The organism is Natrinema salinisoli (assembly GCF_020405205.1).
Taxonomy (GTDB): domain Archaea; phylum Halobacteriota; class Halobacteria; order Halobacteriales; family Natrialbaceae; genus Natrinema; species Natrinema salinisoli.
In genome coordinates, this window is sequence record NZ_CP084469.1 from 4,155,829 (window position 1) to 4,180,998 (window position 25,170).

The window sequence follows — 25,170 nt, forward strand, 5'->3', positions numbered from 1 at the left end:
CTGGCGCGCGGTTCACGTCACTGTCCGAATCCGACGCCTCCGACGTCCCCGTCGATCGCCGCGATCGGAAGCGTTAACTACTGACAGGAACTGACATCTAGTTGAGAGTGGACTACTCAGCCGCCGAGGGTAACTTTTAAAGGGTCCAACGACAAGTTAACAAATGCCATGATAGATAGACTTGAGAAGGAAGTCGATATGCTGGAACGTCATCTCCAGGTCCTGAAGATGGTCATCGAGAACGAACCGATCGGGATCGTCAAAATGTCCAACGAGACTGGCTACCCCCACCACAAGGTTCGCTACTCGCTTCGGGTCCTCGAGGAAGAGAACCTGATCGAGCCCTCGAGCCAGGGCGCCATCAAGACCGAACGCACCGCCGAGTTCGTCGACGAACTCGACGGCAAAATCGACGACATCGTCGACAAGCTCGACGGCATGAAGATCGAAGACGTCGCGGAGATCGAAGGGTAGTCTCTCGTCCGGTTCGGACGCTATCGCCCGTCCCCGTGACCAGCGACCGATGTATGACTGACTGTTAGGTGTTTTCTCGCCGTTTTTCACGCTCGAGCGTCCCGCCCGACTCCGAGGGTGCCTCTCGCCGAGTGGGTCGAATCGCTCGAGCCGCGCGCTCGGTAGATGCGGACGGTGTGCTGGTCCCGTTGACTGGTGTCCGAAAAACCGGAGACGGCCGTTCGACGACCTACAACTCGGGCACGTTCATGTGGAACCCTTCGGAGCGGGACTCGACCAGACAGAGGTGGTACCCCTCCTTGCGCGAGAGGTTGACGTAACTCAGCTTCGAGCCGCGACTGAGGAGACCGCCGCTGGTCGCCTGCTCGGCCACCTCGAGCGCGCCGGGTTCGAAGTAACTCGACGTGACGGCGATCGCGGCCGCGAGGTCCGGATAGTTCGCCTTCACCGCGGAGGCGGCTTCCTCCAGTTGCTCGAGCATCCCTTCCGTCGCCGGCTCTCGCGAGTCGTTGAGCGTGACGAGGACTAACGGATTCCCCATCTTGTCGTACGCGACGATGTCGAACGTCACCTGATCGGGGACGTCCTCGGTGTCGTCGTCCTCGAGCGAGATGGTCGCGCCGATCTCGGCCCGGTCGATCCGCGGAATGGCGTCGTAGAGGTCCCCCAGACCGTCCGCGTTGCCGGTGTCGCGGATTTCATAGAGGAGCATCTCGGTGAGCCAGTCGACGAACCGGTGCTCCATCGACGACGCGAGGAAGTCCTCGTACGGCGTTCCGTTGACCGCCGCGTCGGCCGCGTCGAACTGCGTGTGGTGTTCGAGCTGGATGTTCGACGCGACCTCGCTACGATCGGCGTCGCCGTCGTGGGCCGTCTCGAGGGTCGGCTGACTCTTCGAGGCGTATCGGACGAAGAGGTTCGTTCCCGAGAGCGCCTGCTGGGGCGAGAGCTGGGTTCCGGCGCTCGCGGCCGCTCCCGTCGCGTCGGCGTCTCCCGCGCGGGCGCGCTCGCGGTCCAGTTCTGTCTCGAGTTCGTCGATTCGAGACTGGAGTCGCTCGACCGTCGACGACAGTTCGTCGTTTTCCGACCGCAGTCGATCTCGTTCGGCCTCGAGCTCCTCGGCTTTTGCCACGAGGGCGTCGCGTTGCTCCTGAAGGGTTTCGACTTTCTCCGAGAGGGCCGCGACGCGCTTTTGATCCTGGCTGTGACTCTGTTCGGCAGCCGGTTCTCCGCTCTGGGTTCGTTCCGCGTTCCGTTGGCTCGGCTGCGTCCGGGATCGAGTCTCCTGTGTACCCGACGACGCGGTCGATGCGGTTCGCCCTGTGGCGTTCGAGTCGGCCCCCGTGGCGCCCGATGGAGGGGACTCGACGGACTCCGCGCTCGCCGTCGACGGCGACGACTGACTCGATCGTTCGTCACGGCCGCTCGCGCTGGCGTTCGCCGCGTCCGACGAGTCGCTGTTGTCGGGATCGATCGACGGAATGCGTCGCGTCTCCCGCCACGCTTCCTCGCGTTCGAACTGCTCTTCGAGATCTCCCTCCTCGCCCTCCGGTGCTGCGTCGTCGGACGGCGACGTGGCGTTGTCGTCCGTCGCCTCGTCGGCGACGTCGTCCTCGTCTTCGTCGTCGACCCAGGAGATGTCGTTTCGCTCCAGTTCCTCGGCCGCCGCCTTGACCTCCTCGAAATCGGGGTTCGAACCCGAAACGAGTTCGGTGTCGGTTCCGGCGGTCGTCTCGTCCGAGCCAGCGGTGTCGGTGTCCGCTTCGGCTCCGGTTTCGTCGCTCGAGGTCGCTGCGGACGCCGAATCGTCGACAACGGACCCATCCGCCGCGTTATCCGCCGGTTCGGTCGAGCGTTCGTCCGTCGGTTCGGCCTCCTCGCCCGACGTGATCGAATCGGGATCGGCATCGAGGGCCGGATCGGGATCGGCGGCGGACTCGGACTCGGTAATTCCGGTCGAGGTCGGCTCCGGTTCGGGCCCGTCGTCGTCCGGCGCGGTGATGCCCGAATGCTCGCCCGTGAGGTCGATGTCCGACGTGAGCGCCGACTCGTCGTCCACGGTAACGTCCTCGATCGGGTCGCTCCCGGCCGGGTCGGTACTCGAGACGTCGATCGGATCGATCGCGGCGTCCGTCGGATCGGCGGTCGGGTCGGTCCCCGCGGCGTCCTGACCGGACACGGCGGGCTCGGACCCGCCGGGTCCGGTTCCCACCGACGATCCCGAGTCCGGACTCGAGTCGACCCCGGAATCGGTATTCGTGCCGGGTGCACCCCCGGCCGTTCCCGGAACGTCGGTGACGGTGATGTCGACGTCGATAACTTCGTAGATGCCGACCTCGTCGGCCGCTCGCTCGAAGGCTTCGTCGCCGGTGAGCAGGCGTTCGGCGTTGCCGATGTAGGCCGCTGCCATCCGGCGGCCGCCGTAGTAGACGGCGTAATAGTCGCCGCTGAGCACGTTCTCGCTCAGTTCGATGTACCCCGTAAACGAGCCGCTCTGGAGGGTGTTGTCGACTTCGCGAAGCGGCGTCTCGTTGGTGTAGTAGTTCGCCCGCGTCTCGCCGCCGCGTTCCTCCATTGCACAGAGCAAGGGGAGCGACGGATGCGGGGCCTGGTACTGCGTGCCAGAAGCTGTTTCGAAGTCCTCGATATCGCCGTCTACGACGCCGATTATCCGGCCGTTGAGCATAAAGAGCCACGTGCCGACTGCGGTGACGGCACCCGAGAAATCGGCCGCAGCGAGATCGGAGAGTCCGTCGAAACCGCCGTCGAAGGGGCGAGAGTCCCACTCCTCGACGCGCTCTTGCGTGCGCGAGTCCATACGTCAACAAGCGGGAACCACACCAAATACGTTTCGCCTAGAAACGACCTATATTTTCTATATTTTCGATTCGGCGTCCTCGGCGAGTTCCTTCATGCGCTTGCCGATCCGACCGGCGCTCGAGAACTCGTCTTCGCTCATCGCACTGGCCAGCGCGTTGCCGAGGACGAAGACGGCGTGTTTGTGTTCGCTCTTGGACTTGTGGACGTGGGAGGGATCCACGTCGAGCTGGCGGTAGTGGTCGAACAGCGTTTCGTCGACCTCCTCGCGGTCCGAGAAGTACTCCATAATGACGACGAGTTCTTCGTGGAGCTCGAGGAGTTCGTCTTTATGCATACACATCGTTACGAACGGTTTCGATTTAAGCGTTGTGTGGCCACGGGTCGCAAAACCGACCTGAAGCGCTCAGCGGTTCGGTGCGTCCAGTTCCCCGTCATCCCGTTGCCGGATGGTGAACGCCAGCGAGACGATCCACCCGGAGAAGGCAACGGAGACGACGAACTCGGGGACAGCGAACCACGCGCTGCTAGTGGCCGTCCCGCCAACCGAGAAGATCCATCCCAGCCAGGCGAGTGGGTGGACGTTTCCGAACCAGAACGACGCGATCGCGAGGCGGCTGTCCCCGGCCAGTGCGGCGCCGGTTCCGTAGACCCAGCTCGCGAACGGCGCGATCCCGAACACGGCCAGCGCGGCGACCCCGTGCAGACTCGTCTCGAGGTAAACCGCCGTGTGATCGAGGAAGAAAACCCCGACACCGATCATCCCGACGACCGCTAGTGCGAGCAAGGCGACGCCGAGGCGCTCGAGGGCGTTTCGACTCATGATCCAGGTTAGCCAGATGAAGGGGAATCCGAGAAGTCCGCTGAGGATCAGTCCGCCGTTGAATATCGGGAAGGTCGGGGCGCCGTATCGACCCATGTCCGAGAGCGCTTTCCCCTGCCAGGTGAACGTCTCGGGTGGAGCGACGAGCGTCGCGAGGAGGATCGCACCCAGCGAGACGAGCGCCGCGGCGATTCCACAGTACGTCGCGATCCGCTTCTGATTAGCGGTCCCCCGGTACGTTGCGATCCGTTTCTGATTAGCCATGCCACTGATTCGAGTGTGCTTGTGTATCAAAGTGACTGTTTTGAATACTGACCGAATCGACGCGTTACGAGAGGGGGAGGACGGGTCTCGAGCGGGTGCGTCGCCGGTTGATCAGTCAGCCCCGGCAGCGGTTGCGTCGGCGTCCTCGTCGAGCTCCTCGCGGTGATCCGCGGGGAACCACGCGAGGTCGTGGTCGGCGGTGACGCGCACGCCGACGCGCTCGTCGAGGTTGATCCGATCGGAGTGGTTGTGCATGCACTCGATGGTTTCGCCGCCGTCGAGCTCGACGCGGTAGAGGACGGTCGGACCGAGGTATCGTCGGTAGACGACGCGGCCGTCGGCCTCGGATTCCTCGGCGGGGTAGGCCGTCACGTCGTCCGGACGCACGAGCAGGTCGACGGCGGTGCCGTCGTACTGGTGGGCGAGCCCGTTGACGTCGCCGCGGAGCACGCGCCCGAGCGCGGTGTCGACGTGGTCGCCGCGGACGTCGCCGGAGAGGAAACTGGCGTGACCGAGGAAGCCGGCGACGAACCGGGATTCCGGTTGCTGGAACACCTGCTGTGGGGTATCGATCTGTTCAATGTCTCCGTCGCTCATCACGGCGACTCGATCGGAGATCGACAGCGCTTCCTCCTGATCGTGTGTGACGGAGACGGCGGTGACGCCGGTCTCCTTGATGATCCGCCGGACCTCCTCGCGCATCTCGACCCGCAGATCGACGTCCAGATTTGAGAACGGCTCGTCGAGCAACAGCATCTCCGGTTCGGGGGCCAGCGACCGCGCGAGGGCGATCCGCTGTTGTTGTCCACCCGAGAGTTCGTCTGGATAGTCCTCGCCGTGATCCGCGAGGCCGACCAGCTCGAGGAGGTCGTCGACGTGGTCGTCGCGGTCTGCCTCGTTCCAGTCTTGCAGCCCGAAGGCGATGTTCTCGCGGGCAGTCAGGTGGGGAAAGAGCGCGAAGTCCTGGAAGACGACACCGACGCCCCGCTCCTCGGGCGGTACGAAGCGACCCTCACCGGCGACGGTCTCGTCCTGGAGCCGGACTCGTCCGGTATCGGGTTTCTCCAGCCCGGCGATCAGCCGGAGCGTCGTGGTCTTGCCACAGCCCGACGGACCGAGTAGCGTCAGAATCTCGCCGTCGCGGACGGACAGTGACAGGTCGCCGATGACGTCTTCGCTGCCGAAGCCCTTCGCGATTCCGTCGAGTTCGAGAACGGGGTCTCCAGTCGCCGGTTCTCGATCCCTTCCTTCGGCCGTCGTCGTGAGTAGTTGTTCGCTCGCCATGAATCGACTCCGGCGTCTGCCGCCGTCTATTCCCTTTAGGCGTGCCTAAAACACTTATAATTGCCGATCCGGTCCCAACCGCCGGGAGCGAAGCGGGAACTCGTCGGGGATGAGCAAACCCTCCGGTTTGCGATGTTCGACGAATCCACGACTGAACGAGCGAAGCGAGGTGAAGGAGTGGACTCGTCGGGAGCTACAGTTCGACGCCGCTCGGAATCAGACTGTGCTGACGGAGGAGACTGCCCTCCTCGTCGTAGACGAGAAAGGTCCCTTTGTCGTAAGTGACGAACGAGTCGCCATCGAGTGTGAGTGCCACCTCGTACCGGCCCTCGTCGTCGCCGGCGTCCTCCCCGTAGCCTCGAGCCGCTCGGATGAACTGGAGGACGTCCTCGGCGTCCTCGTTGAGTTCGAGGATGAACTCGCCGGTGACGCGGTTGGTCACGCTCACTACTCCCGTGGTATCGTTCCCGAGCGGCCCCTGGAGACGAAGGGCGACGTCCGTTTCGCTCGCGTCGAGAACGTTCCCGTCGGGACCAGTCAGGCGCTCGCGGAGCAGCGTCGCTGGGCCGGTGAAATCGATCGATACAGCGGGTTTCTGGGGTTCGCCGCCGGTTTCGACCCAGTCGATATTGGTAACGTCTAACGTGAAGTGCTCGCGCCTCATTCCGTACGTCGTCCTTCGGACTCCCGCAGTATGAACGTAACGCACGACGGATACCGCCCGAGAGGGACGTCATCGAACCAGACGACCGCGCCCGGTCGCCGATCGGGGCGTCGGTCGGCCATCCCATTTATGCCGATTGCGTCCGGAGGTGTCACGAAACCTGTACGCAATGGACCCACCACCATCCACCGAGTCGGACGCGGATCGAGACGGTACCCTCGGACGCGATAGCGGAGCCGACGGGTCCGCTCGAGACGAGGCGGCCCCCGCAGCCGACACCGAGTCGACACCGGCCTCCGACGGCGATCCGACGGCGGCCGTCGACACCGAGTCGAATTCGGCCGCGTCCGGTGGTCCACAGGGCGAGTCGACGATCGACGCCGTTCGACGCGCCGTTCGACGTGTCGTCGAAACGGTCCGCGGCTCGACCGTCGATATCGACGACTACGATCCGGACGCTCACGGGCCGCTGGTCACGTTCGACGGCCCGGACGGTCTCGAGGAAGTCGACCGCTACTGGGTCGACGCCCCGTTTTCGTTCGTTTCGATCGGCTACGATCACGACGCCAACGAACACCGGTATCACACCGTCGAACCGACGCTCAGCGAGGACGAGACGGTCCTGCTCGAGGCGCTGTTCGAAGACGTTCGCGATCCCCTGCTGTACCGCGAGGACGAGGGTGGCGACATCGAGACGCTGCTCCGAGAGACGATCCGCGATGCCCTCGAGCGATACGGGGCCGAGCTCGAGACGGCGACGTTCTACCGCCTATTCTATTACATCTACCGGGATTTCCGGGGATACGGGCCGCTCGATCCGATCATGCGCGATCCGCACGTCGAGGACGTCTCCTGTGACGGCTACGATCTGCCGATCTTCGTCTACCACGACGAGTACACCGACATCGAGACGTCGGTGTCCTTCGGGAAGACCGATCTCGACCGGTTCGTCGTTCGGCTGGCCCAGCACTCCGGCCGGCACATCTCCATCGGCGATCCGATGGTCGAGACGACGTTGCCCGACGGCTCGCGTGCCGAACTCGCGCTGGGAGAAGAGGTGACGCCCCGGGGATCGGCCTTCACGATCCGAAAGTACGCAGAGGATCCGTTTACGCCGATCGATCTGCTCGAGTACGGCACGTTCAACGTCGAGCAGTTGGCGTACCTCTGGCTCGCGATCGAGCACAACAAGAGCCTGCTCTTCGCGGGCGGCACTGCGTCGGGGAAGACCACGAGCATGAACGCCATCTCGATGTTCATTCCGCCGCGGTCGAAGGTGGTCACGATCGAGGATACCCGCGAGCTCCAGCTCTCCCACGACAACTGGCTCTCGTCGATCACGCGCGAGCGCCTCCACGAGGGCACGGACGTGACGATGTACGACCTGCTTCGCTCCGCGCTTCGCCACCGACCGGAGTACATCGTCGTCGGGGAGGTCCGCGGCGAGGAGGCGATGACCCTCTTCCAGGCGATGAACACCGGTCACACCACTTACTCGACGATGCACGCGGATTCGGTGCAGACGGCGATCAACCGGCTCGAGAACGAGCCGATCAACGTGCCCCGGTCGATGGTACAGAGCCTCGATATCCTCTCGATTCAGACGCTGACCCGGTCGGGTGACCAGCGCGTGCGCCGGAACAAGGTCCTCGCCGAGATCGAGGGCGTCGACCAGCGGACCGGCGAACTCGATTACTCGACCGCCTACACCTGGGACGGCGAGACCGACAGCTTCCGGAGTTCGGGCAGTCAGGTTCTCACCGAAATCCGCGACGAACGAGGCTGGAGCCAGAAGGAACTGCTGACCGAAGTCGAGAACCGCGAACGATTCCTCGAGTACCTCCGTGCGAACGGGATCGACGACTACCAGCGATTCACCGCGATGGTCAACGAGTACTACAGCGATCCGGATCGCGTCCTCGAGACGATCGCGGACGACGAGACCGGGACCAAAGTCGATCGCGAACGCGGAGAGACGGTCGAACGCGAGCACGAAGGGACGGTCGAACGCGGGCACGGGGCGACGACCGAACTCGAGACCGGAGACGACGCACCTCGAGAGCGATGAGGCTCGTAACCGTCGTTCCGCTGCTCGGTGCGGCGCTGCTCTGTGTCCCCCTCGTCCTCGCGAGATACTCGACTCGGCTCGAGCGCGTCCTGTACCGGGTGTCGATCCGAGCCTTCGGTAGCTACGTCGACGCGCTCCGGGACGAGTGGTCCGGGAAGAAGGCGACGTTGCGGGCCGCACACGCCCCGACGACGGTACGGGAATACGGATCGGTGACGTTGCTCTACACCGTTCTCGCCGTCCTCGTCGGGGCAGTGTTCGGACTCTACGCCATCTGGGGGCTCCTGGAACTGCTCTCGGTCGACCCCGAGACGATGCGAGAGGCGCTGCCAGGGTTCCTCGAGTTCATCGCCGGGATCGGGGGCGTGCCGACGCTGTCGCTCGGCGAACTCGTCGTCCTGTTGCTCGGTTCCTCGCTCACGGTAGGAGCCGTGGCCGGCGGTGGGACCTACTGGCTTCGATGGTGGTACCCGAGCTACGTCGCCGACGGCCGAGCCCGCCGAATCGAGGCGGGGTTGCCGGCGACGGTCGCGTTCGTCTACGCGCTCTCGAAGAGCGGCATGGCGTTCCCGACGGTCGTCAGGATCGTCGCCGCGCAGGAGGACACCTACGGCGAGGCCGCCGCGGAGTTCTCCGTCGCGGTCCGTCAGATGGACACCTTCGGGACCGACGTCATCACTGCCCTCCAGACGATGGGGCGTCGCTCGCCGAGCCCGCAGTTCCGCGAGTTCACCGAGAACCTGGTCAGCGTCCTCCAGAGCGGACAGGGGCTCTCCGAGTTCCTCGAGCGCCAGTACCAGGATTACCGCGAGGAAGCCGAGTCCCAACAGCAGAGCATCCTCGACCTGCTCGCGACGCTGGCCGAAGCCTACGTCACGGTGCTGGTCGCGGGCCCGCTCTTTCTCATCACCATCCTCGTCGTGATCGGCATCGCGGCCGGCGACACGTTCGGGCAGTTACAGGTCATCGTCTACGTGCTCTTGCCCGTCGCGAACGTCGGGTTCATGGTGTACCTGAGCATGGTGACGGACAAGCTCGACCCCAGTAACGGGGTCGACGGGGAACCGGACGCGATCGACCCGCCCGCCGCGGATCGACCGGACCGAACCGCGGCCGCCGCCAGCAACGGACCGGGACCGCGCCCGCATCCGAACGTCGAACGGGTCCGGTACTTCCGTCGGCTGCAGGGCGTCCGCGAGCGCTTCGGCCACCCCATTCGGACGCTCGTCGAGCGCCCGTCGCTCACGCTCGTCGTAACCCTCCCGATCGTCCTCGCGGCGATCGCGGGTCGGGTTCCCGCCGCGCTCGAGGGGGGATTCGACGTCACTGCCGTCGACGACACCGTCGCCGTCGGTGCGTTCGGAGCGTTCTCCGTTTTCGCGATTGCGTACGAACTCCATCGGCGGCGGCTCGAGGCGATCGAGGCCGCCGTGCCGGACCTGCTCGATCGCCTCGCCAGCGTCAACGAGGCCGGACTGTCGATCGTCTCGGCGGTCGATCGGGTTCGGGATTCGGATCTCGGCCCGCTCAGCGCCGAGCTCGACCGCGTCTGGGCCGACGTCCAGTGGGGTGCGGATCTCCAGACCGCACTTCGGCGGTTGGGGGCACGCGTGGGGACTCGATCGATCGCCCGCGTGGTCACGCTCCTCACCGAGTCGATGAACGCGAGCGGGAATCTCGCGACCACGCTCCGGATCGCCGCGCGACAGGCGGCGGCCGACCGCCGGCTCGAGCGCGAGCGCAGACAGGCGATGCTCGAGTACATGGTCGTCGTCTACGTCTCGTTTCTGGTCTTCCTCTTCATTATCGGTGTGCTCGCGGGCTACCTGCTTCCGAACCTTCCGACCGGCGGGGCGGAACTGGCAGCCGGCTCCGGCGTCGACGAACTGGGCGGACTCTCCGCCGCGGATGCCGACGCCTACGCGACGCTTTTCTATCACGCGACGCTCGTGCAGGGCTCGCTCTCGGGACTGATCGCCGGCCAGCTGAGCACCGGCGACATCAGAGCGGGCGCGAAACACGCCGCCGTCATGATCGGACTCTCCGTGCTCCTCTTCGCGCTCCTCGTGTGAGCGGGGGCCGCACGTGCACCGGATTCGCCCCGCTCCCGATGTAGAAACCCTTTTGTCCGCGACGAGAGAATCCCCGGTGGGAAGCGCACGGCCGCAAATCCGACTGTGTCACCCGCTCTTCAGGGTGGCTTGGGATTGCGGAAGTGCACGGCGAGAGCCACCACTGTCGTACGACAGTGTCCACGCGCGGTCAGTGCGATTCCTATCCTCAACAATGGCACGAATGCACACCCGCCGTCGCGGCTCGTCCGGTTCGGACAAGCCGTCGGCAGACGAACCGCCGGAGTGGAGCGACGTCGACCCAGCAGACATCGAAGACCGGGTCGTCGAACTAGCCGAGCAGGGCCACGATCCCAGCCAGATCGGGATGAAGCTGCGTGACGAAGGCGTCACCGGTACGCCCGTTCCCGACGTCAAGCTGGCGACCGGGAAGAAGATCACCGAGATCCTCGAGGAGAACGACGCGCGAGCGGACATCCCCGAGGATCTCTGGAACCTGATGGAGCGCGCCGTGCGCCTGCGCGAGCACGTCCAGCGGAACCAGCAGGACTACCAGAACAAGCGCGCCCTGCAGAACACCGAAGCGAAGGTTCGCCGCCTGGTCAAATACTACCGCGGCGACGAGCTCGAGCCGGACTTCACGTACACGCCCGAGTTCGCGAAGGAACTCATCGAAGACGCGGAGTAACGTCACATGTCCACCGAGGGTCGATCCGCCGAGCCGGTGTCCGCCACGAGCGCGCTCGAGAGCGCCGGCTTCGTCCGCCTCGTCGCCCGCGCCGACGGCGACGGGCTCGCCGCGAGCGGCCTCATCGCGAGCGCCCTCGCAGAGCGGGAGACGCCGTTTCAGGTGACTATCGGTCGGACGATCGCGGAGCGATCCGCACGCGTCGACCCACCGACGAACGAGGACGACCGGACGATCGTCGTCGGGGCGGCCGACGCGGCCGCCGATACCGACGACGTGATTCGGCTCGCAGCGACCGACCGACCCGCCACGCTCGAGGCCGTCGATCTCGTCCGCGAGATCGGCGGGACGCCGGATCCGGTGCTCGCACTGGCCGGCGTCGTCGCCGGCGGCAGCGAACCCGGTGCGGGCGAGAGCGAGTGGCTCCTCGAGACCGCGATCGAACGCGAACTCCTCGAGCAGCGACCGGGCGTCGCGGTACCGACTTCGGATCCGATCGACGGCGTCGCGCACTCGACGCGCCTGCGCGCGCCATGGTCTGGCGATATCGACGCGACTCGCGAGACGCTTTCGGACGCCGTCGACGGCAATTCCGACGCGCTTGACACGGAAGACCATCGAGCGATCGGCTCGCTCGTCGCGCTCGACGCCGTCGGTGCCGACGAGGCGACCGACGCCACGGCGGAGTCGATCGGCCGGCTCCTTCGACCCTACGCCACACCCGACCACGCCTTCGCGACGCTCGGCGGCTTCGCCGACGTACTCGAGGCGCTGGCACGGACCGAACCCGGCACCGGCACGGCACTCGCGATGGGACACGATGTCCGCGAGGCCGCACTCGACGTCTGGCGCGAACACGGCCGCCGCGCTCACGAGTCGCTCTCGAGTGCGTCGACCGGTCGCTACGACGGATTGTTCGTCGTCGACGTCGACGACGGTCCCGTCGAAACGATCGCGACGATCGTGGCGGCCTCCCGGTCGCCGGAGCCAGTCGTCCTCGTCGTCGGACACGGCGAGGCGGCGCTCGCGACGCGCGAGGCCGACTCCCTCGGCACGACCGTCGAGGGCGTCGCTCGCGAAGTCGCCGGTGCGGCGCCTGAGACGGAACCGGTTTCCGAAGACGGCTCCGAGATCGGCGTCGAGTACGACGTCGGCCACCGGCGTGGCTACCTGCGATACGACCCGGACGTGGACGATTCGACCATCATCGCGGCAGTGAGGGAGTTCCGATGAGCCGGCGAGCGACGATTCGGACGGCACACGACGACGCGGCCCTCATCGCGCGGGCACTCAGCCCGGACAATACCGACGAGATGACGACCACCGTCGAACGCGACACCGCTGCAGACGCGGCGGGCGACGAGCGCGCCGGGACGATCGTCACGCGGATCGACCGCGAGACGACGAGCGGCCTGCAGTCGACGGTCGACGACTACGTCGTCAACCTCGAGGTCGCGATCGACGTCGCGTCGCAGGCACGAACCGAACAGCGCGATCAACCGACGGACACGGGACCTGTGTCCGATCACGATACCAACACAACACACAATGAGTGAACGATCAGTTTCACGTGCGAAACAGGAAAAGCGGTGGTACACCGTCCTGGCACCCGAGCAGTTCGACCGCCAGGAACTCGGCGAAACCCCCGCTGACGAACCGGAGAAAGTCTACGGCCGAACGCTCGAGACGACGCTCGGCGAACTCAACAACAACGCGAGCGAGAACAACACGAAGCTCACCTTCAAGATCAACGACGTGGGCAGCGACAGCGCGTACACGGAGTTCGTCGAACACTCCCTGACCCGCGACTACCTGCGCTCGCTGGTCCGTCGCGGTGCCTCGAAGATCGAGGCCTACGTCACCGTCCTCACGACGGACGACTACCGCGTCCAGATCCAGCCCGTCGCCTTCACGACCAAGAAGGCCGACGCGAGCCAGGAGAAGGCCATCCGCGAGCAGATGGTCCGGATGATCGAGGAGGCCGCCGAGGAGCGCTCCTTCGAGGAACTCACCGACAGCGTCGTCGAAGGTCGTCTCTCCTCCGCCATCTACGGCGAGGCCAAGACGATCTACCCGCTGCGCCGCGTCGAGATCCAGAAGACGACCCTCGAGGCCCACCCCGAGGAAGTCGCCGAGGAGGAAGCGACCGCGGTCGACGTCGACGAAGAAGACGTCTCCGCGGACTGATCGCGAGCCGCGAGCGCAGTCGATACTCGCTACGATCGTTATTTTAACTGAAAAAGTCGCCAGATACCCGTCGGCTCACGGCGCTGTCGTTCCCACGGCGACGGGATCGGTGGCACCGCACTATCCGCGACGAGCGAACGGTCTCTGCCGTGAGCAAACGGGATCGGTCACGTCGTCGGGTGTTGAACCCGCATTTCGCCTCTCCCGCTGTTACCGTCGAGTGACCAGCCGCTTGATCCGGTCGAGCAGTCCGTCGGTCGTCGAGCTGTCCTGCGTGTCGTTCTCCGCCTCTGATTCGGACATCGGTGGCAATTCCCACACCTTTTATTTAAAACTAGATGATTGTTATAAGTACATTAATTACATGTGTCTGTATGTTCGATACAACTGCAGAGGATGGCCCGTTCGCGGTTCTCGCGGTTGATATAGAATTGAACAGTGATGAACGGCCGCCACCTATTTATGCTTCTGTTCTCGTGTAGAATTAATCGTGCAAACCGATATCGACAGGGCGAACGGAGGGTCGGAGCATTGTAGTCGGTCTGTGATAAAAACCGACGAGGGGAAATCTCGAGCGAGAGACGGTGCACCGCGCGATCCCGACTCGCTCTCCGGGAGACCGGCGTCGTTCCGTCGCGATGACAGTCGAACGTTCGAGGACGCGTCCCACCGCTAACAGTGGTATGAATCGACATGACAGTGGCAAACGGTCGGCACCGACCGGCGGGAATTCGGTAGACGACGTCCTCGACGCGCTGCTCGAGGCCCTCAGATCGGACCAGGGCGGTGCCCGAACCGAAGCTCTCAAACGGGCACTCGAAGACGAGTCCCGCTCACAAGGTGCAGATCCACAACGGGTTTCGGACCTCGAATCGACGGTGGCGCAATTATCGAACGATATCGACAGGGACTCGGATGGTGGCGAGGGGGACGGCCTCGAAGCCGTCCGATCCGACCTCGACTCGGTAATCGACGAACTGACGACGCTCCGAACGGCGGTCGAATCGCTCGAGTCGACGGATAGTGACTTCGAGAGCCGGATCGACGACCTCGAAACCGCGGTCACCGAACTGGCCGATCGGTTCGCGAGCCTCGAGGAATCGACACGCGAGGACGGTTCGGGCTCCGCGGCGGAACGCGACACCCTCAACCTCGACGACGTTTCCGGGGACGGCGAGGCGTCCGACGACTCGACGGACCGAGTCGAGGAGGACGTCGCCAGACGGATTCAACACGTCGAGAAGAACCTCAACACGCGAACGACCGCGCTGGCCTCCCGAATACGAGATATCGAACAGGTGGAGGATCGCATCGACGATCTCGAGGACCGAATCGACGAGCGCGCGGCGACCCTCGAGGGGCAAATCGACGACACCGACGCCACGATCGAAGAGGCGGTCGCGATACTCCAGGAGCGAACGAAATCGGAGCTGTCGGCGGTTCAGTCGGACCTCGAGGAACTCGACGACGAGCTCCGGTCGTCGATCGAATCCCTGGAGGACGACGTCGGTGCGCTCGAGACGCACGCGGCCGACATGACCCTGTGGCGGAACTCGATAGAAGCATCACTGGAAGACGCGGGGGTGGGTCATGAAGACGAATCTCGCTGACCGCTTCTATGTGGTAAACTACCGGCCCCTATCGCGCCCACACTACGTACATAGCCGGAGTTCGAACGGAGACGGACCGATCTCACAAACGGGGAGCGCTCAGTCGGTGAGAAACCCGCTCAGAGTTCGAGTTCTTCGGCCGAGTCGACGTCGAACTTGGTGACTTCGGGTTCGCCGGCGAGCAGCTCCGGGAGCGCGGCCTCGAGTTCCTGGAAGTGATCCGTCTGCGTGTGTGCGCCGAAGGCCTCCTCGTCTTCGTACTGTTCGAAGAAGCGCACGACGTTCGGATCGGTGACGTCCGTCGCCGCCCGATAGTCGATGATGCCGTCTTCCTGTTGCGATTCGGACACCAGGTCCTCGATCAGGTCGAGCGCTTCGTCGCGGCTATCGGGGTCGATCGGAAAACTCGCGTGTATAACGATCATTACGGGAAGATGATTCGTTCGTCGAGAGATAAAGCTGGTCCCACCGGAAACCGACGCCGAGGTCGTGGCGGGCTGTCAGGTCGCGAGCCGTACTGCTCGACGCGTTACTCGCTGACGACGATCTCGCCGATCATTTCGGCACCCTCGTGGGGAATGCAGAAGTACTCGTAGGAACCCGGCACCTCGAAGGTGTGTTCGTACGTGTCGCGCGTTCCGAGTCGACCGCCGCGGTCGTCCCAGGCCTCGTACGCTGCCGTCTGGCTTTCGTAACCCCCGGACGCGAAGTACTCGGCGTCCTCGGGGATCAGGTCCCCGTAGGCCGTGACGGTGTGATCGGCTTCGCTCGTGTTCTGCCAGACGACCGTGTCGCCGACCGAAACCTCGTAGACGTCGGGGTGGAACTCGGTACGACTCATTCCGATGTGACAGTCCTCGCCGGCACAGGGATCGTCGTCGAACGAACTGAGGAGCGACGAACACCCGGCCAGCGTCGCAGCTGTCGCAGTTCCGACGGCGGCGAGATAGCCACGCCGTTGCATACCCGATCGTTAGGAGAGTTACGGTATAACCGCCCCGGTTCAGTTCTCGAAAACGGCGGCCTCCGGAAACGAAAACACGTAAGGTAGCTCCCCGTCGAATCCGGGCATATGCTCCCCCGGTTCGTCGGTCGGCTGGGTGTCGCCGACGCGGTGACGATCGCGAACGCCGCCCTGGGGTTCGTCGCGGTCGTCGTAGCGACCGTCGACATCGACCTCGCGGCCCGGCTCATCCTCCTCGCAGCGATCGCGGACGGACTCGACGGCATCCTCGCGCGCCGCTACGGCGGCACCGACGCCGGTCCGTATCTCGACTCGCTCGCTGACGTCGCTTCGTTCGCCGTCGCTCCCGCCGTCCTCTCGTTCGTCGTCGTCGCTGAGGGCCTCGGAGTCGATTTCGCCACGATCACCGCCGAACTCCTGCTCGTCACGGGCGTCTGTGCGCTGTTCGTCGCGATGGCCGTCACTCGGCTGGGAATGTACACCGCCTACGACATCTCCGGTAATTACACCGAGGGTGTCCAGACGACGCTCGCCGCGACGATACTCGGGGCGGCGATCCTCGCCGGCGAGACCAGACCGTTGCTCGTCCTCGCCGTCACCGGCGCGTTCTGTTACCTGATGGTCTCGCGGATCCAGTACCCCGATCTCCTGTCTCGAGACGCCGCGATCATGGGTATCGTCCACGCGCTCGCGATCCTCGTTCCGAACGTCGCCGGTCGAACGTTTCCGTACGCCCTCCTGACGCTCGGGCTGGCGTACATGACGCTCAGCCCCTGGTTGTACTGGGGCGAGAGAGAACGGTCGCCGTCGGTCGACGTGCATGGAAACGCTTAGGGCCGTGCTGACACGACCGTCAAGTATGTACAGTGTCACGCGTCGGCGTCGTCCCCGGGTGGTACGATGAGCGAGGACGAGGCGAACGGTGACGACGGGGCCCCAGAGGAAGAAGCGGGCGAGAACGAGCAATCTGCCGATCTCGAGACCATCCGCGAGCGCCTCGACGGACTCGAGACTGACCTCGACGGGCTCGAATCGAACCTCGAGGCCGCCGAGACCGAGGACGACCTCGACGTCGTCGAGGCCGACCTCGAGTCGTTCCGAACGGAACTCGAGAGCGTCGAGGTGCCGGAGCCGCCCGAAACCGACGAGGACGAGGAAGACGAAGACGCGGAACCCGCACCTGAAGAAGAGTTACAGGAACAGTACGACGAGATCGAGAGCGATCTTTCGGACCTCGAGTCGGATCTCGAGGACCAGCGCGGACCGTACGGCGAGGACGTCGTCAGTGAAATAACCGACGCCAGCGGGACGATCACGGACACCCGCTGGACCGAAGAGGGCAACGCCGAACTGATCGAAGCGGTCGACGACTTCCTCGACGAGTTCAACGGCCTTCTGGACAGTTCGGTCACGCTGGTCAACGAGGGCGAGACCGTTCCCGACCAGCTCGAGGCGACCCTTGACAACACGGCAGAGGCCGTCGAAGACGCCGACCTCGACGCGGACGACGACGCCGAGACGATCGCCGGCCTGCTCGAGGCGACCGACGACCTGCAGAGCGATATCGACGACGCGACCGAGTGGACCGACCTCGAGATCCGCGAACAGCTCCGCCGCGAGGGCTACTACGACGTCCTCGACCACGTCAAGGACTTCCCGCCGGAGTGGCACGCGCTCAAGGTCCACGAGAAGCAGGGCAACGTCGACATGATCCTCCTCGCGCTGGAGACGTTCGACTCCGACTTCATGGAGGAACACTGCATGGAGGCCCTCGAGCGAATGGGGCCCGAGGAGGCCATCGAGCCGATGCTCCAGAAGGCCAACCGCCGCGATCAGGCGGCGATGCGCATCCTCGGCAAGATCGGCGTCGACGACGAGGAGGTCGTCGACACGCTCGTCGACTACGTCGACTCCAACCCGAATCTCCAGCGGCCCGCGTTCCGCGCCCTCGGCGAGATCGGTGCCGAAGCCGCGGTCGAGCCGATCGCCCAGCAGCTCGTCGCGGAGGAGGCCGACGTCCGCAGCTGGGCCGCTCGCGCGCTCGGGCTGATCGGAGACACCCGCGCCGTCGAGCCGCTCGCGGACGTCCTCGCGGACGACGAGTCCGACCGCGTCCGCGCCAGCGCCGCGTGGGCGCTCAACCGCATCGGCACCGAAGACGCACTCGAGATCGTCGCCGACTACGACGACGACCGCGCCTACCTCGTGCAGGCCGAAGCCGAGAACGCGAATCTCGAGCCCGCAGCCTGACGCTCGAGTCGCAGCACCCCGTTCGGCTGGCTATTTTAACTGGACGACGGTAGGGAAGCCGATGCGAACTGTCTCGACGCACTCCTTCGCTCCGGAATGACGCAGTCACATGCGGTGGCGCGCGCTGTTATGCGGTTCGCCGATGGCGAACCGCGGAACGAAGTTGCGCGAGGGATGAGCGAGCGTCGCGAGCGAATCGGTTGGGGAGGGCGTGGCGATTCAGTGTTGCCAGTACGAGCAGGATAGCAGTCACGCGATTCTCGAGGTCGTCTCGAGGAGCCAACAGCAGCCGTACTGCTCGTCTTCACTGGGTCCGATATTTTAAGTACGAACGGGCGGCCAGACGGAGCGATGGATATCCGGCGGACCACCCTCGTTGCCGTCTTCGTCTGTTGTCTCGTGAGCAGTACCACGATACTCGCCGGGTTCGCAGTCGCCACCGAGACATCGATGACCGAGCGACCCACCACTCGAGCCACCTCGGATACCGAACCCAACGCCTCCGCTCTCACCTGTCCACCACGTGCAAGCGATGCGACGCCAACCACGACCGAGACGCCGACACGGCCGCGCATCGTCGAACTCGCACCGAACCCACCGACCGAGGAAAACGCCGGCGAGTACGTCGTCCTTGAGTCCCCATCGGACACCCGACTCGAGAACTGGACCCTCACGGACGGCCACACGACGGCACGGCTCCCGAACGAAACGGTCTCCGACCGTACCGCACTAAGCACGTCTCCGAACGTCACGGAACGGCTCACCGACATACCGGTTCTCGGACTCGAGGGGCATCTGCAACTCGCGAACGGCGGTGACGAACTACGACTCCGAAACGCGACGGCCACGATCGATTCCGTCTCTTACGAGCGCGCACCGACCGCGGAGCGGTGGTATCGGACGGGGCTGAGGGGGGCGACCACCAGTCGGAACACCGACACCGCCAACGGCCAGTGGTGGCCCGCCAACGCGACCTGCCTCCCCGTCTCGAGCGCTGCAGTCAACGAAGCGACGGCGTTCGTCCTCCCCGATGCTCCTCGCGTCCCCAGAGAAACGATTCGAAACGCCGAGAAGCGACTCCTCCTGGCCGGCTACACCGTCACCTCCGAGACAATCGCCGCCGATCTCGTCGACGCGGTCGAGCGGGGCGTCGACGTCTCGGTCCTCCTCGAGGCGAGCCCGGTCGGCGGCACGCCGGCACCGACCGCGGACGTGCTCGAGACGCTCGCAGCGGGTGGCGTCGATGTCCGGGTAATAGGCGGCGACGACGCACGCTACCGGTTTCACCATCCCAAATACACCGTCGCCGACGATCGCGTCCTGGTCACCAGCGAAAACTGGAAACCAGCGGGCGTCGGCGGCCAGAGCAGCCGCGGGTGGGGCGTCCGACTCGAGGACGAGGCCCTCGCAAGCGATCTCGCAGCCGTCTTCCGTGCCGACTTCGAGGGACGGGACACGACCACAGGAGCTGCCTATCGGCGGAACACCTCGTTCGTCGACGACGAGCCGGACTTCCTGTCGTCCGATACCGAGACCGAGTTCCCGACGACTCACGAACCGTCGACGGTTCCCGTCGAGTCGGTTGAACTCCTGCTCGCCCCGGACAACGCCGAGAGCCGACTGGTGGAATTGATTACGAGCGCAGACGACGAACTCCTGATTATCCAGCCCAGTATCGCCGCCGACGTGTCGCTACTCGAGGCGACCATCGAGGCGGCTCGCCGCGGCGTCGACGTTCGAATTCTGCTCGGATCGGCGGAGTACAACGTCGACGAAAACGAGGAGTTGGCAACGGGCCTCGAGCGAGCAGCCGAACGGGAGGACCTTCCGCTCGAGGTCCGGCTCGTCGAGGATACCGACCGGTTCGAGAAGATCCACGCCAAAGGCGTCGTGATCGATCGAGAGACGGCGATCGTCGGGAGCGCGAACTGGAACGAAAACTCGCTACACAACAACCGCGAGGTACTCCTCGCGCTTCACGGCGAACAGATCGGAACCTACTACGCCGACGTCTTCGAATCGGACTGGTCGGGCGACTCGTGGTCGTTCCCGGTCGGTCTCAGCGTCGCGGTCGTCGTCGCCCTCGCGGCTGCTGCGATCGTGGGGCGGCGATACGTTCGATTCGGCGACCGACCGCCATCCGAGCACACGTAGGTGAGAACAGGGATCTCCGAGAACTCAGTCCGCGTGACCGCCGGCCTCGAGTTCGAGCAGCTCACAGCAGTCCTGCTCGGCGTCGAAACAGTCGGGGCACTGGTCGGGCCGATCGATGATCGTGTCGAGTCGCTCCGCGACGGTATCGTCGATGACGCTCTCCAGCGCGCGGGCCTCGTCGCGAAACTCGTCGACCTCGAGGACGTTCGCGAGGAACCGCTCGATGATGCAGTACGTCTGGAGGGCGTTGTGGGCGCGCTCGAGCCCTTCGTCGGTCAGACTCGCCCCCTTGTACTTCTCGTGGTCGACGAGTTCCCGTTCCTCGAGTTTTCCGATCATCTCGTTGACGCTGGCCGGACTCACCTCGAGCAAGTCCGCGAGCGTGCCGGTGGATGCGGGGCCGTCCTCGATTCGCTGTGCCAGGTAAATCGCCTTGAGATATTGATCGGCAGTATTCATAGCGTCCCTCCGTCAGTGCTGGTGCGTATCGCGTCGATCGCTCGCTGGCGGTTCCGGATTCGGGTGTCGATGCGTGTCTCGAACGGTGACCGACTACTGATCGCGGCCGCCGTGGTCGACGTGGCCGTCGCCCCGATCATGCTCTGTGCTCCATGATCTCGGTCACTTCCTCGACACCTTCCTTTTCCTCCTCGCGGATACTGTACAGCGTCTCGAGGAGTCGCTCGCGATCGACCGCGAACTCGGACTCGGAGGCCTCGATCGCGTCGATCAGGTCGTCGTAGAACTTGTAGGCCGTCTCCTCGTTGGCCAGTTGATCGTAGAGGACGCCGTCCGTGTCCTCCGGCGGGCCGTACTGTGCGTCGACCAGTGCGTTGATCTCCTCGTATCCGACCGTCTCCGCCTCGAGATCGTCGATCAGCGCCTCGAGCCGCTCGCGATGCTCGGCCGACTCCGCGGCGGCCTCCGCGAGCAACTCTTCCACCTCCTCGTCGAATTCCGCCCGCTCTTCAGGGGGCAGGGACTCGATGTGGTGGGCGGCGCGTGACTCGACGAGTTCCTCCAGCACGACACCGATCTGGAGCAATCGGGTCAACTGGTGGTCGCTCGAGACACGCTGTCCCAGACTCATATCGTGACAAGAGAGCCGCTGTTACTTAGTCGTCTCGGAGAACAGGCGGCGAAAAACGGGACGTCAAACCGGACACGAAAAACGAAGACGACGGTAGTTAGTCGCGCTGCCGAAGACGCGCACCGATCAGCCCCTCGAGGTCGTCACGGAGCTCGTCGACGTCGATCTCCTCGAGGACGGGGACGAAGAAGCCCTCGACGAGCATGTTGCGAGCCGAGCGCGGGTCGACACCGCGGGAGGTCATGTAGAACAGGTCCTCCGCGTCGATCTGGCCGACCGTCGCGGAGTGGCTGGCCTCGGTGTCGTGGTTGTTGATGATCAGCTTCGGGGAGGCGTCGGCCTCGCTCTCGTCGCTGAGCATCAGCGTGTTCTCGCGCTGGTAGGAGCTGGTGTCCCAGGCGTCGGCACCGACGTCCTGGACGCCCTCGTACACCGAGCGGGCGACGTCGTCGGTGACGCCGCGGGTGACGAGGTCGGCGGTCGTGTGCTCGGCGCGGTGCCAGACCTTCGCGTCGAGGTCGAAGTGCTGATCGTTGTGGCCGTAGAAGGCACCGACGATCTGCGTCTCCGAACTGTCGCCGCTGAGAGTCGTCGACACTTCGGTCTTGGTCAGCTGGGTGCCGAGGTTGCCCTCGATCCAGTCGATCGTGGCGTAGGTGTCGGCGACGCCACGCTTGACGGTGAAGTTGTAGGCCTCCTCCGAGAGGTTCTGGAGGCTGCCGTACTGGACGTAGCTGTTCTCGCCGGCGGCGACTTCCACGACGCCGCTGTAGTACTGTTCGTCCTGTTCTGCGCCAGTCGACTGCCGCTCGAGGATCGTGACCGAGGACGACTCCTCGGTGACGACGAGCGTGTAGTTGAACAGCGAGCGGGAGTTCTGCTCGGTCCGGATGGCGACGTCCTCGGCGTCGACGCCTTCGGGGACGTAGACGACCGTCCCGGTGCTAAAGAGCGCCGTCGAGAGCGCCGTCAGGTAGTTTTCCTGGGGATCGACGATGCTGCCGAAGTGCTCCTTTAGGAGGTCCTCGTGCTCCTGGACGGCGTCGCTCCAGGACAGGACCTCGGCCTCTTCGGGTCCGACCTGATCCTTGTTCTCGGCCGCGTTCAGCGGATCGACGAGGGACTCGAAGTCCAGATCGTGGAGGTTCGTCCAGTCCCGACCCGGCGTCCGGATGACGTCGGGCATGTCGAGCTCCTCGAGGGCCGCGAGGGCCTCGAGACGGGTCTCGAGGAGCCACTCGGGCTCGTCGAGGTCCCCGCTGATTTCGCGTACCTGTTCTTCGGTCAGATTGGCGTGTACCTGTGTTCCTGCGCTCATATTATCCGAGGCTCCCCTCCATCTCGAGTTCGATGAGACGGTTGAGTTCGACCGCGTACTCGATCGGCAGTTCCTCCGTGATCGGCTCGATGAAGCCGGCAACGATCATCTTCTTGGCGTCGTCGTCGTCCAGTCCGCGCGACTGGAGGTAGAAGATGTCCTCGTCGCCGATCTTGCCGACGGTCGCCTCGTGGGCGACGTCGACCTTCGACTCCTCGATCTCCATGTACGGCATGGTGTCCGAGGTGGACTCGTTGTCGAACATCAGCGCGTCACACTCGACGGCGGTGCTCGAGTTCTCGGCGCCGTCGGCGATGTGGACGAGGCCGCGGTAGTTGGTGCGGCCGCCGTCCTTGGAGATCGACTTGGATTCGATGGTCGAACTCGTCTCGGGCGCGTTGTGGTAGACCTTCGCGCCGGTGTCGATGTCCTGACCCTCGCCCGCGAGGGCGATGGTGATGTGAGTGTCGGTCGAGCCGCGACCCTTGAGGATCGTACACGGGTAGAGCATGGTCACTTTCGAGCCCATACTGCCCGAAACCCACTCCATCGTACCGTTCTCCTCGCAGATGGCGCGTTTGGTGTTCAGGTTGAACGTGTTCTTCGACCAGTTCTGGACGGTCGAGTACTGAACGTGAGCGTCTTCGCCGACGAAGACCTCGACGCCGCCCGAGTGGAGGTTGTGGGTGCCGTACTTGGGTGCGGAACAGCCCTCGATGTAGTGGACTTCCGAGCCCTCCTCGGCGATGATGAGCGTGTGCTCGAACTGGCCCATCCCCTCCGAGTTCATTCGGAAGTAGGCCTGGACCGGCATCTCGACGGTGACGTCCTCCGGGACGTAGACGAACGACCCGCCGGACCAGACGGCCCCGTGCAGCGCGGCGAACTTGTTGTCGCTCGGCGGCACGCAGGTCGTCATGAAGTGCTCTTTGACGAGCTCGGGGTGCTCGCGGACGGCCTCATCCATGTTACAGAAGATGACGCCTTTCTCCTCCCACTGCTCCTGCATGTTCTGGTAGACGACCTCGGACTCGTACTGGGCGCCGACGCCGGAGAGGGCGTTCTTCTCGGCTTCCGGAATGCCCAGCTTGTCGAACGTGTCCTTGATCTCGTCGGGCAGCTCCGTCCAGTCGTCGACGCCTTCGCGCTTGTCGACGTCCGGGCGGATGTAGGGAATGATCTCTTCGACGTCCAGTTCGCTCAGGTCCGGCATGCCGGGCCAGTCGGACGGCATCGGCATGTTGTGGTACTGCTCGAGCGCGCGGAGGCGTCGCTCGAGCATCCAGTCGGGCTCGTCCTTGTCGTCGGAGATCATGCGGATGACCTCCTCGGTCAGGCCTTTGCCGGATCGGACCGCGGCGTTCTCCTCCTTCTTGAACTCGAACCGGGCCTCGGTGTCTGTCTCTTTCAGGTGATCTTGATCGGAACTCATATTGATGTAGTTGTGTTTACGGCTGTAGCGTTATTACGGTTGTTCTAGGCGGATTCGGTTACGCGGTGCCGTAGACTTCGTCGCGGACCCAGTCGTACCCCTTGTCCTCGAGCTTCTCGGCGAGCTCCGGACCGCCGCTCTTGGCGATCTGGCCGTCGAGCATCACGTGGACGTGATCGGGCTCGACGTAGTCGAGGATGCGCTGGTAGTGGGTGATCTGGAGGATCCCGGTGCCCTGCTCGTCGCGCAGCGCGTTGATCCCGTTCGAAACGTCCTGCAGTCGGTCGATGTCGAGCCCGGAGTCGATCTCGTCGAGGACGGCGATCGAGGGCTCGAGGATGGCGGCCTGCAGCACTTCGTTCTGCTTCTTCTCCCCGCCGGAGAAGCCGGCGTTGAGGTAGCGCTGGGCGAACTTCTCGTCCATCTCCAGTTGCTCCATCTTCTCCTGAAGGATACCCTGGAACTCGGCGACGCCGACCTCGCCGTCGTCGGCGGGGCCTTCCATCGGCGAGTTCTCGAAGCCTTCGTCCTCCTCTTCTTCTTCGGCTCCCTCCTCGTCCTCGAAGAGCTCCTCGCGCTCCTCGATCTTGGCGTTGAGCGCCGTTCGGAGGAAGTTCGTCATCGTGACGCCCTCGATCTCCGCCGGGTACTGGAAGCCCAGGAAGATGCCGAGCGCGGCGCGCTCGTTAGGGTCGAGGTCGAGGAGGTTCCAGGTGCGCTGGTCCTCGTCGATCTCGATGTCCTCGCCGAACTCCTCGTCCTCGAGGTGGAGCAGGACCTCGCCCTCGGTGACTTCGTAGGCGGGATGACCGGCGATGACCTTCGCTGTCGTCGACTTCCCGGAGCCGTTGGGCCCCATCAGGGCGTGAATCTCTCCCGACTGGACTTCGAGATCGACGCCCTCGAGAATCTTCTCGTCGCCCTCCGCGACTTCCGCATGCAGGTTGGATAGTTCGAGACGTGCCATAGTATTCTGTCGTCTAAACGGTGGGTCGTATGACTGATAACGGT

Annotated in this window: 23 protein-coding genes; 11 read left to right on the plus strand and 12 right to left on the minus strand. The window is 64.6% G+C overall.

Features of this window, described 5'->3' with window-relative positions:
• Positions 1-168 precede the first annotated feature (168 nt).
• Entirely contained in the window at positions 169-474 is a 306-nt protein-coding gene (locus LDB05_RS20645) for a hypothetical protein (RefSeq protein WP_006429686.1), read from the plus strand.
• Between the two features lie 229 nt (positions 475-703).
• On the opposite strand, the gene LDB05_RS20650 is transcribed toward LDB05_RS20645, so the two are convergent.
• From LDB05_RS20650 to LDB05_RS20670, 5 genes are all read right to left on the minus strand, one after another.
• Complete coding sequence (locus LDB05_RS20650; RefSeq protein WP_226005849.1) at positions 704-3,292, minus strand: DUF7527 domain-containing protein; 2,589 nt, start codon at positions 3,290-3,292, stop codon at positions 704-706.
• Between the two features lie 57 nt (positions 3,293-3,349).
• Positions 3,350-3,628 carry a UPF0058 family protein gene (locus LDB05_RS20655; protein WP_006429684.1) on the minus strand — a complete coding sequence of 93 codons (279 nt, stop codon included), beginning with the start codon at positions 3,626-3,628 and terminating at the stop codon, positions 3,350-3,352.
• Positions 3,629-3,697: 69 nt separating this feature from the next.
• Positions 3,698-4,378 (minus strand): DUF998 domain-containing protein, encoded by a 681-nt coding sequence (locus LDB05_RS20660; RefSeq protein WP_226005850.1) that lies wholly within the window; start codon positions 4,376-4,378, stop codon positions 3,698-3,700.
• A gap of 111 nt (positions 4,379-4,489) precedes the next feature.
• Positions 4,490-5,662, minus strand: a complete 1,173-nt coding sequence (locus tag LDB05_RS20665; RefSeq protein ID WP_226005851.1) for an ABC transporter ATP-binding protein — start codon at positions 5,660-5,662, stop codon at positions 4,490-4,492.
• A 193-nt stretch (positions 5,663-5,855) separates the two neighbouring features.
• Positions 5,856-6,326, minus strand: a complete 471-nt coding sequence (locus LDB05_RS20670) for a DUF5793 family protein (RefSeq protein ID WP_226005852.1) — start codon at positions 6,324-6,326, stop codon at positions 5,856-5,858.
• A gap of 169 nt (positions 6,327-6,495) precedes the next feature.
• Between LDB05_RS20670 and LDB05_RS20675 the strand changes: the two genes are divergently transcribed.
• The 7 genes from LDB05_RS20675 to LDB05_RS20705 all read left to right on the plus strand — a co-directional run bounded on the left by LDB05_RS20675 (position 6,496) and on the right by LDB05_RS20705 (position 14,951).
• Entirely contained in the window at positions 6,496-8,394 is a 1,899-nt protein-coding gene (locus LDB05_RS20675) for a type II/IV secretion system ATPase subunit (protein ID WP_226005853.1), read from the plus strand.
• Positions 8,391-10,466: a type II secretion system F family protein gene (locus tag LDB05_RS20680; RefSeq protein WP_226005854.1), complete on the plus strand. Its 2,076-nt coding sequence runs from the start codon at positions 8,391-8,393 to the stop codon at positions 10,464-10,466. The genes LDB05_RS20675 and LDB05_RS20680 overlap by 4 nt, the downstream gene beginning before the upstream one ends.
• A gap of 214 nt (positions 10,467-10,680) precedes the next feature.
• A complete protein-coding gene (locus tag LDB05_RS20685; RefSeq protein WP_226005855.1) occupies positions 10,681-11,154 on the plus strand; it encodes a 30S ribosomal protein S15 in 474 nt (157 codons plus the stop codon).
• A gap of 6 nt (positions 11,155-11,160) precedes the next feature.
• Positions 11,161-12,387, plus strand: coding sequence for an exonuclease (locus LDB05_RS20690; protein ID WP_226005856.1), 1,227 nt, complete (start codon positions 11,161-11,163; stop codon positions 12,385-12,387).
• Positions 12,384-12,710 (plus strand): KEOPS complex subunit Pcc1, encoded by a 327-nt coding sequence (locus LDB05_RS20695; RefSeq protein WP_226005857.1) that lies wholly within the window; start codon positions 12,384-12,386, stop codon positions 12,708-12,710. The genes LDB05_RS20690 and LDB05_RS20695 overlap by 4 nt, the downstream gene beginning before the upstream one ends.
• The gene (locus LDB05_RS20700) at positions 12,703-13,341 is read left to right on the plus strand and encodes a 30S ribosomal protein S3ae (RefSeq protein WP_226005858.1); all 639 of its coding nucleotides are present in this window, start codon (positions 12,703-12,705) and stop codon (positions 13,339-13,341) included. Before LDB05_RS20695 ends, LDB05_RS20700 begins: the two co-directional genes overlap by 8 nt.
• A 683-nt stretch (positions 13,342-14,024) precedes the next feature.
• A complete protein-coding gene (locus tag LDB05_RS20705) occupies positions 14,025-14,951 on the plus strand; it encodes a hypothetical protein (protein WP_226005859.1) in 927 nt (308 codons plus the stop codon).
• Between the two features lie 119 nt (positions 14,952-15,070).
• Here LDB05_RS20705 and LDB05_RS20710 read toward each other — a convergent pair whose 3' ends face one another.
• Together LDB05_RS20710 and LDB05_RS20715 are read right to left on the minus strand one after the other, a co-directional pair.
• Positions 15,071-15,376: a putative quinol monooxygenase gene (locus LDB05_RS20710; protein WP_226005860.1), complete on the minus strand. Its 306-nt coding sequence runs from the start codon at positions 15,374-15,376 to the stop codon at positions 15,071-15,073.
• A 104-nt stretch (positions 15,377-15,480) separates the two neighbouring features.
• Positions 15,481-15,915: a cupredoxin domain-containing protein gene (locus LDB05_RS20715; RefSeq protein ID WP_226005861.1), complete on the minus strand. Its 435-nt coding sequence runs from the start codon at positions 15,913-15,915 to the stop codon at positions 15,481-15,483.
• Positions 15,916-16,023: 108 nt separating this feature from the next.
• On the opposite strand from LDB05_RS20715, the gene LDB05_RS20720 reads away from it, so the two are divergent.
• From LDB05_RS20720 to LDB05_RS20730, 3 genes are all read left to right on the plus strand, one after another.
• Entirely contained in the window at positions 16,024-16,749 is a 726-nt protein-coding gene (locus tag LDB05_RS20720) for a protein sorting system archaetidylserine synthase (protein WP_226005862.1), read from the plus strand.
• A 66-nt stretch (positions 16,750-16,815) separates the two neighbouring features.
• Positions 16,816-18,165: a HEAT repeat domain-containing protein gene (locus LDB05_RS20725; protein WP_226005863.1), complete on the plus strand. Its 1,350-nt coding sequence runs from the start codon at positions 16,816-16,818 to the stop codon at positions 18,163-18,165.
• A gap of 351 nt (positions 18,166-18,516) precedes the next feature.
• Positions 18,517-20,319 carry a phospholipase D-like domain-containing protein gene (locus LDB05_RS20730; RefSeq protein ID WP_226005864.1) on the plus strand — a complete coding sequence of 601 codons (1,803 nt, stop codon included), beginning with the start codon at positions 18,517-18,519 and terminating at the stop codon, positions 20,317-20,319.
• Positions 20,320-20,343: 24 nt separating this feature from the next.
• Here LDB05_RS20730 and LDB05_RS20735 read toward each other — a convergent pair whose 3' ends face one another.
• From LDB05_RS20735 to LDB05_RS20755, 5 genes are all read right to left on the minus strand, one after another.
• Positions 20,344-20,778, minus strand: a complete 435-nt coding sequence (locus LDB05_RS20735; RefSeq protein WP_226005865.1) for a metal-dependent transcriptional regulator — start codon at positions 20,776-20,778, stop codon at positions 20,344-20,346.
• Between the two features lie 136 nt (positions 20,779-20,914).
• Entirely contained in the window at positions 20,915-21,409 is a 495-nt protein-coding gene (locus tag LDB05_RS20740) for a ferritin-like domain-containing protein (RefSeq protein ID WP_226005866.1), read from the minus strand.
• Positions 21,410-21,506: 97 nt separating this feature from the next.
• A complete protein-coding gene (sufD, locus tag LDB05_RS20745; RefSeq protein ID WP_226005867.1) occupies positions 21,507-22,727 on the minus strand; it encodes a Fe-S cluster assembly protein SufD in 1,221 nt (406 codons plus the stop codon).
• A 1-nt stretch (position 22,728) separates the two neighbouring features.
• A complete protein-coding gene (gene sufB, locus LDB05_RS20750; protein ID WP_226005868.1) occupies positions 22,729-24,159 on the minus strand; it encodes a Fe-S cluster assembly protein SufB in 1,431 nt (476 codons plus the stop codon).
• A gap of 58 nt (positions 24,160-24,217) precedes the next feature.
• Positions 24,218-25,126: an ABC transporter ATP-binding protein gene (locus tag LDB05_RS20755; RefSeq protein ID WP_226005869.1), complete on the minus strand. Its 909-nt coding sequence runs from the start codon at positions 25,124-25,126 to the stop codon at positions 24,218-24,220.
• Between the last annotated feature and the right edge of the window lie 44 nt (positions 25,127-25,170).

Coding starts and splice junctions, on each gene's coding strand:
- LDB05_RS20645 (WP_006429686.1), top strand. CDS start 169: ATGATAGATAGACTTGAGAAGGAAGTCGATATGCTGGAACGTCATCTC.
- LDB05_RS20650 (WP_226005849.1), bottom strand. CDS start 3,292: ATGGACTCGCGCACGCAAGAGCGCGTCGAGGAGTGGGACTCTCGCCCC.
- LDB05_RS20655 (WP_006429684.1), bottom strand. CDS start 3,628: ATGCATAAAGACGAACTCCTCGAGCTCCACGAAGAACTCGTCGTCATT.
- LDB05_RS20660 (WP_226005850.1), bottom strand. CDS start 4,378: ATGGCTAATCAGAAACGGATCGCAACGTACCGGGGGACCGCTAATCAG.
- LDB05_RS20665 (WP_226005851.1), bottom strand. CDS start 5,662: ATGGCGAGCGAACAACTACTCACGACGACGGCCGAAGGAAGGGATCGA.
- LDB05_RS20670 (WP_226005852.1), bottom strand. CDS start 6,326: ATGAGGCGCGAGCACTTCACGTTAGACGTTACCAATATCGACTGGGTC.
- LDB05_RS20675 (WP_226005853.1), top strand. CDS start 6,496: ATGGACCCACCACCATCCACCGAGTCGGACGCGGATCGAGACGGTACC.
- LDB05_RS20680 (WP_226005854.1), top strand. CDS start 8,391: ATGAGGCTCGTAACCGTCGTTCCGCTGCTCGGTGCGGCGCTGCTCTGT.
- LDB05_RS20685 (WP_226005855.1), top strand. CDS start 10,681: ATGGCACGAATGCACACCCGCCGTCGCGGCTCGTCCGGTTCGGACAAG.
- LDB05_RS20690 (WP_226005856.1), top strand. CDS start 11,161: ATGTCCACCGAGGGTCGATCCGCCGAGCCGGTGTCCGCCACGAGCGCG.
- LDB05_RS20695 (WP_226005857.1), top strand. CDS start 12,384: ATGAGCCGGCGAGCGACGATTCGGACGGCACACGACGACGCGGCCCTC.
- LDB05_RS20700 (WP_226005858.1), top strand. CDS start 12,703: ATGAGTGAACGATCAGTTTCACGTGCGAAACAGGAAAAGCGGTGGTAC.
- LDB05_RS20705 (WP_226005859.1), top strand. CDS start 14,025: ATGAATCGACATGACAGTGGCAAACGGTCGGCACCGACCGGCGGGAAT.
- LDB05_RS20710 (WP_226005860.1), bottom strand. CDS start 15,376: ATGATCGTTATACACGCGAGTTTTCCGATCGACCCCGATAGCCGCGAC.
- LDB05_RS20715 (WP_226005861.1), bottom strand. CDS start 15,915: ATGCAACGGCGTGGCTATCTCGCCGCCGTCGGAACTGCGACAGCTGCG.
- LDB05_RS20720 (WP_226005862.1), top strand. CDS start 16,024: ATGCTCCCCCGGTTCGTCGGTCGGCTGGGTGTCGCCGACGCGGTGACG.
- LDB05_RS20725 (WP_226005863.1), top strand. CDS start 16,816: ATGAGCGAGGACGAGGCGAACGGTGACGACGGGGCCCCAGAGGAAGAA.
- LDB05_RS20730 (WP_226005864.1), top strand. CDS start 18,517: ATGGATATCCGGCGGACCACCCTCGTTGCCGTCTTCGTCTGTTGTCTC.
- LDB05_RS20735 (WP_226005865.1), bottom strand. CDS start 20,778: ATGAATACTGCCGATCAATATCTCAAGGCGATTTACCTGGCACAGCGA.
- LDB05_RS20740 (WP_226005866.1), bottom strand. CDS start 21,409: ATGAGTCTGGGACAGCGTGTCTCGAGCGACCACCAGTTGACCCGATTG.
- sufD (WP_226005867.1), bottom strand. CDS start 22,727: ATGAGCGCAGGAACACAGGTACACGCCAATCTGACCGAAGAACAGGTA.
- sufB (WP_226005868.1), bottom strand. CDS start 24,159: ATGAGTTCCGATCAAGATCACCTGAAAGAGACAGACACCGAGGCCCGG.
- LDB05_RS20755 (WP_226005869.1), bottom strand. CDS start 25,126: ATGGCACGTCTCGAACTATCCAACCTGCATGCGGAAGTCGCGGAGGGC.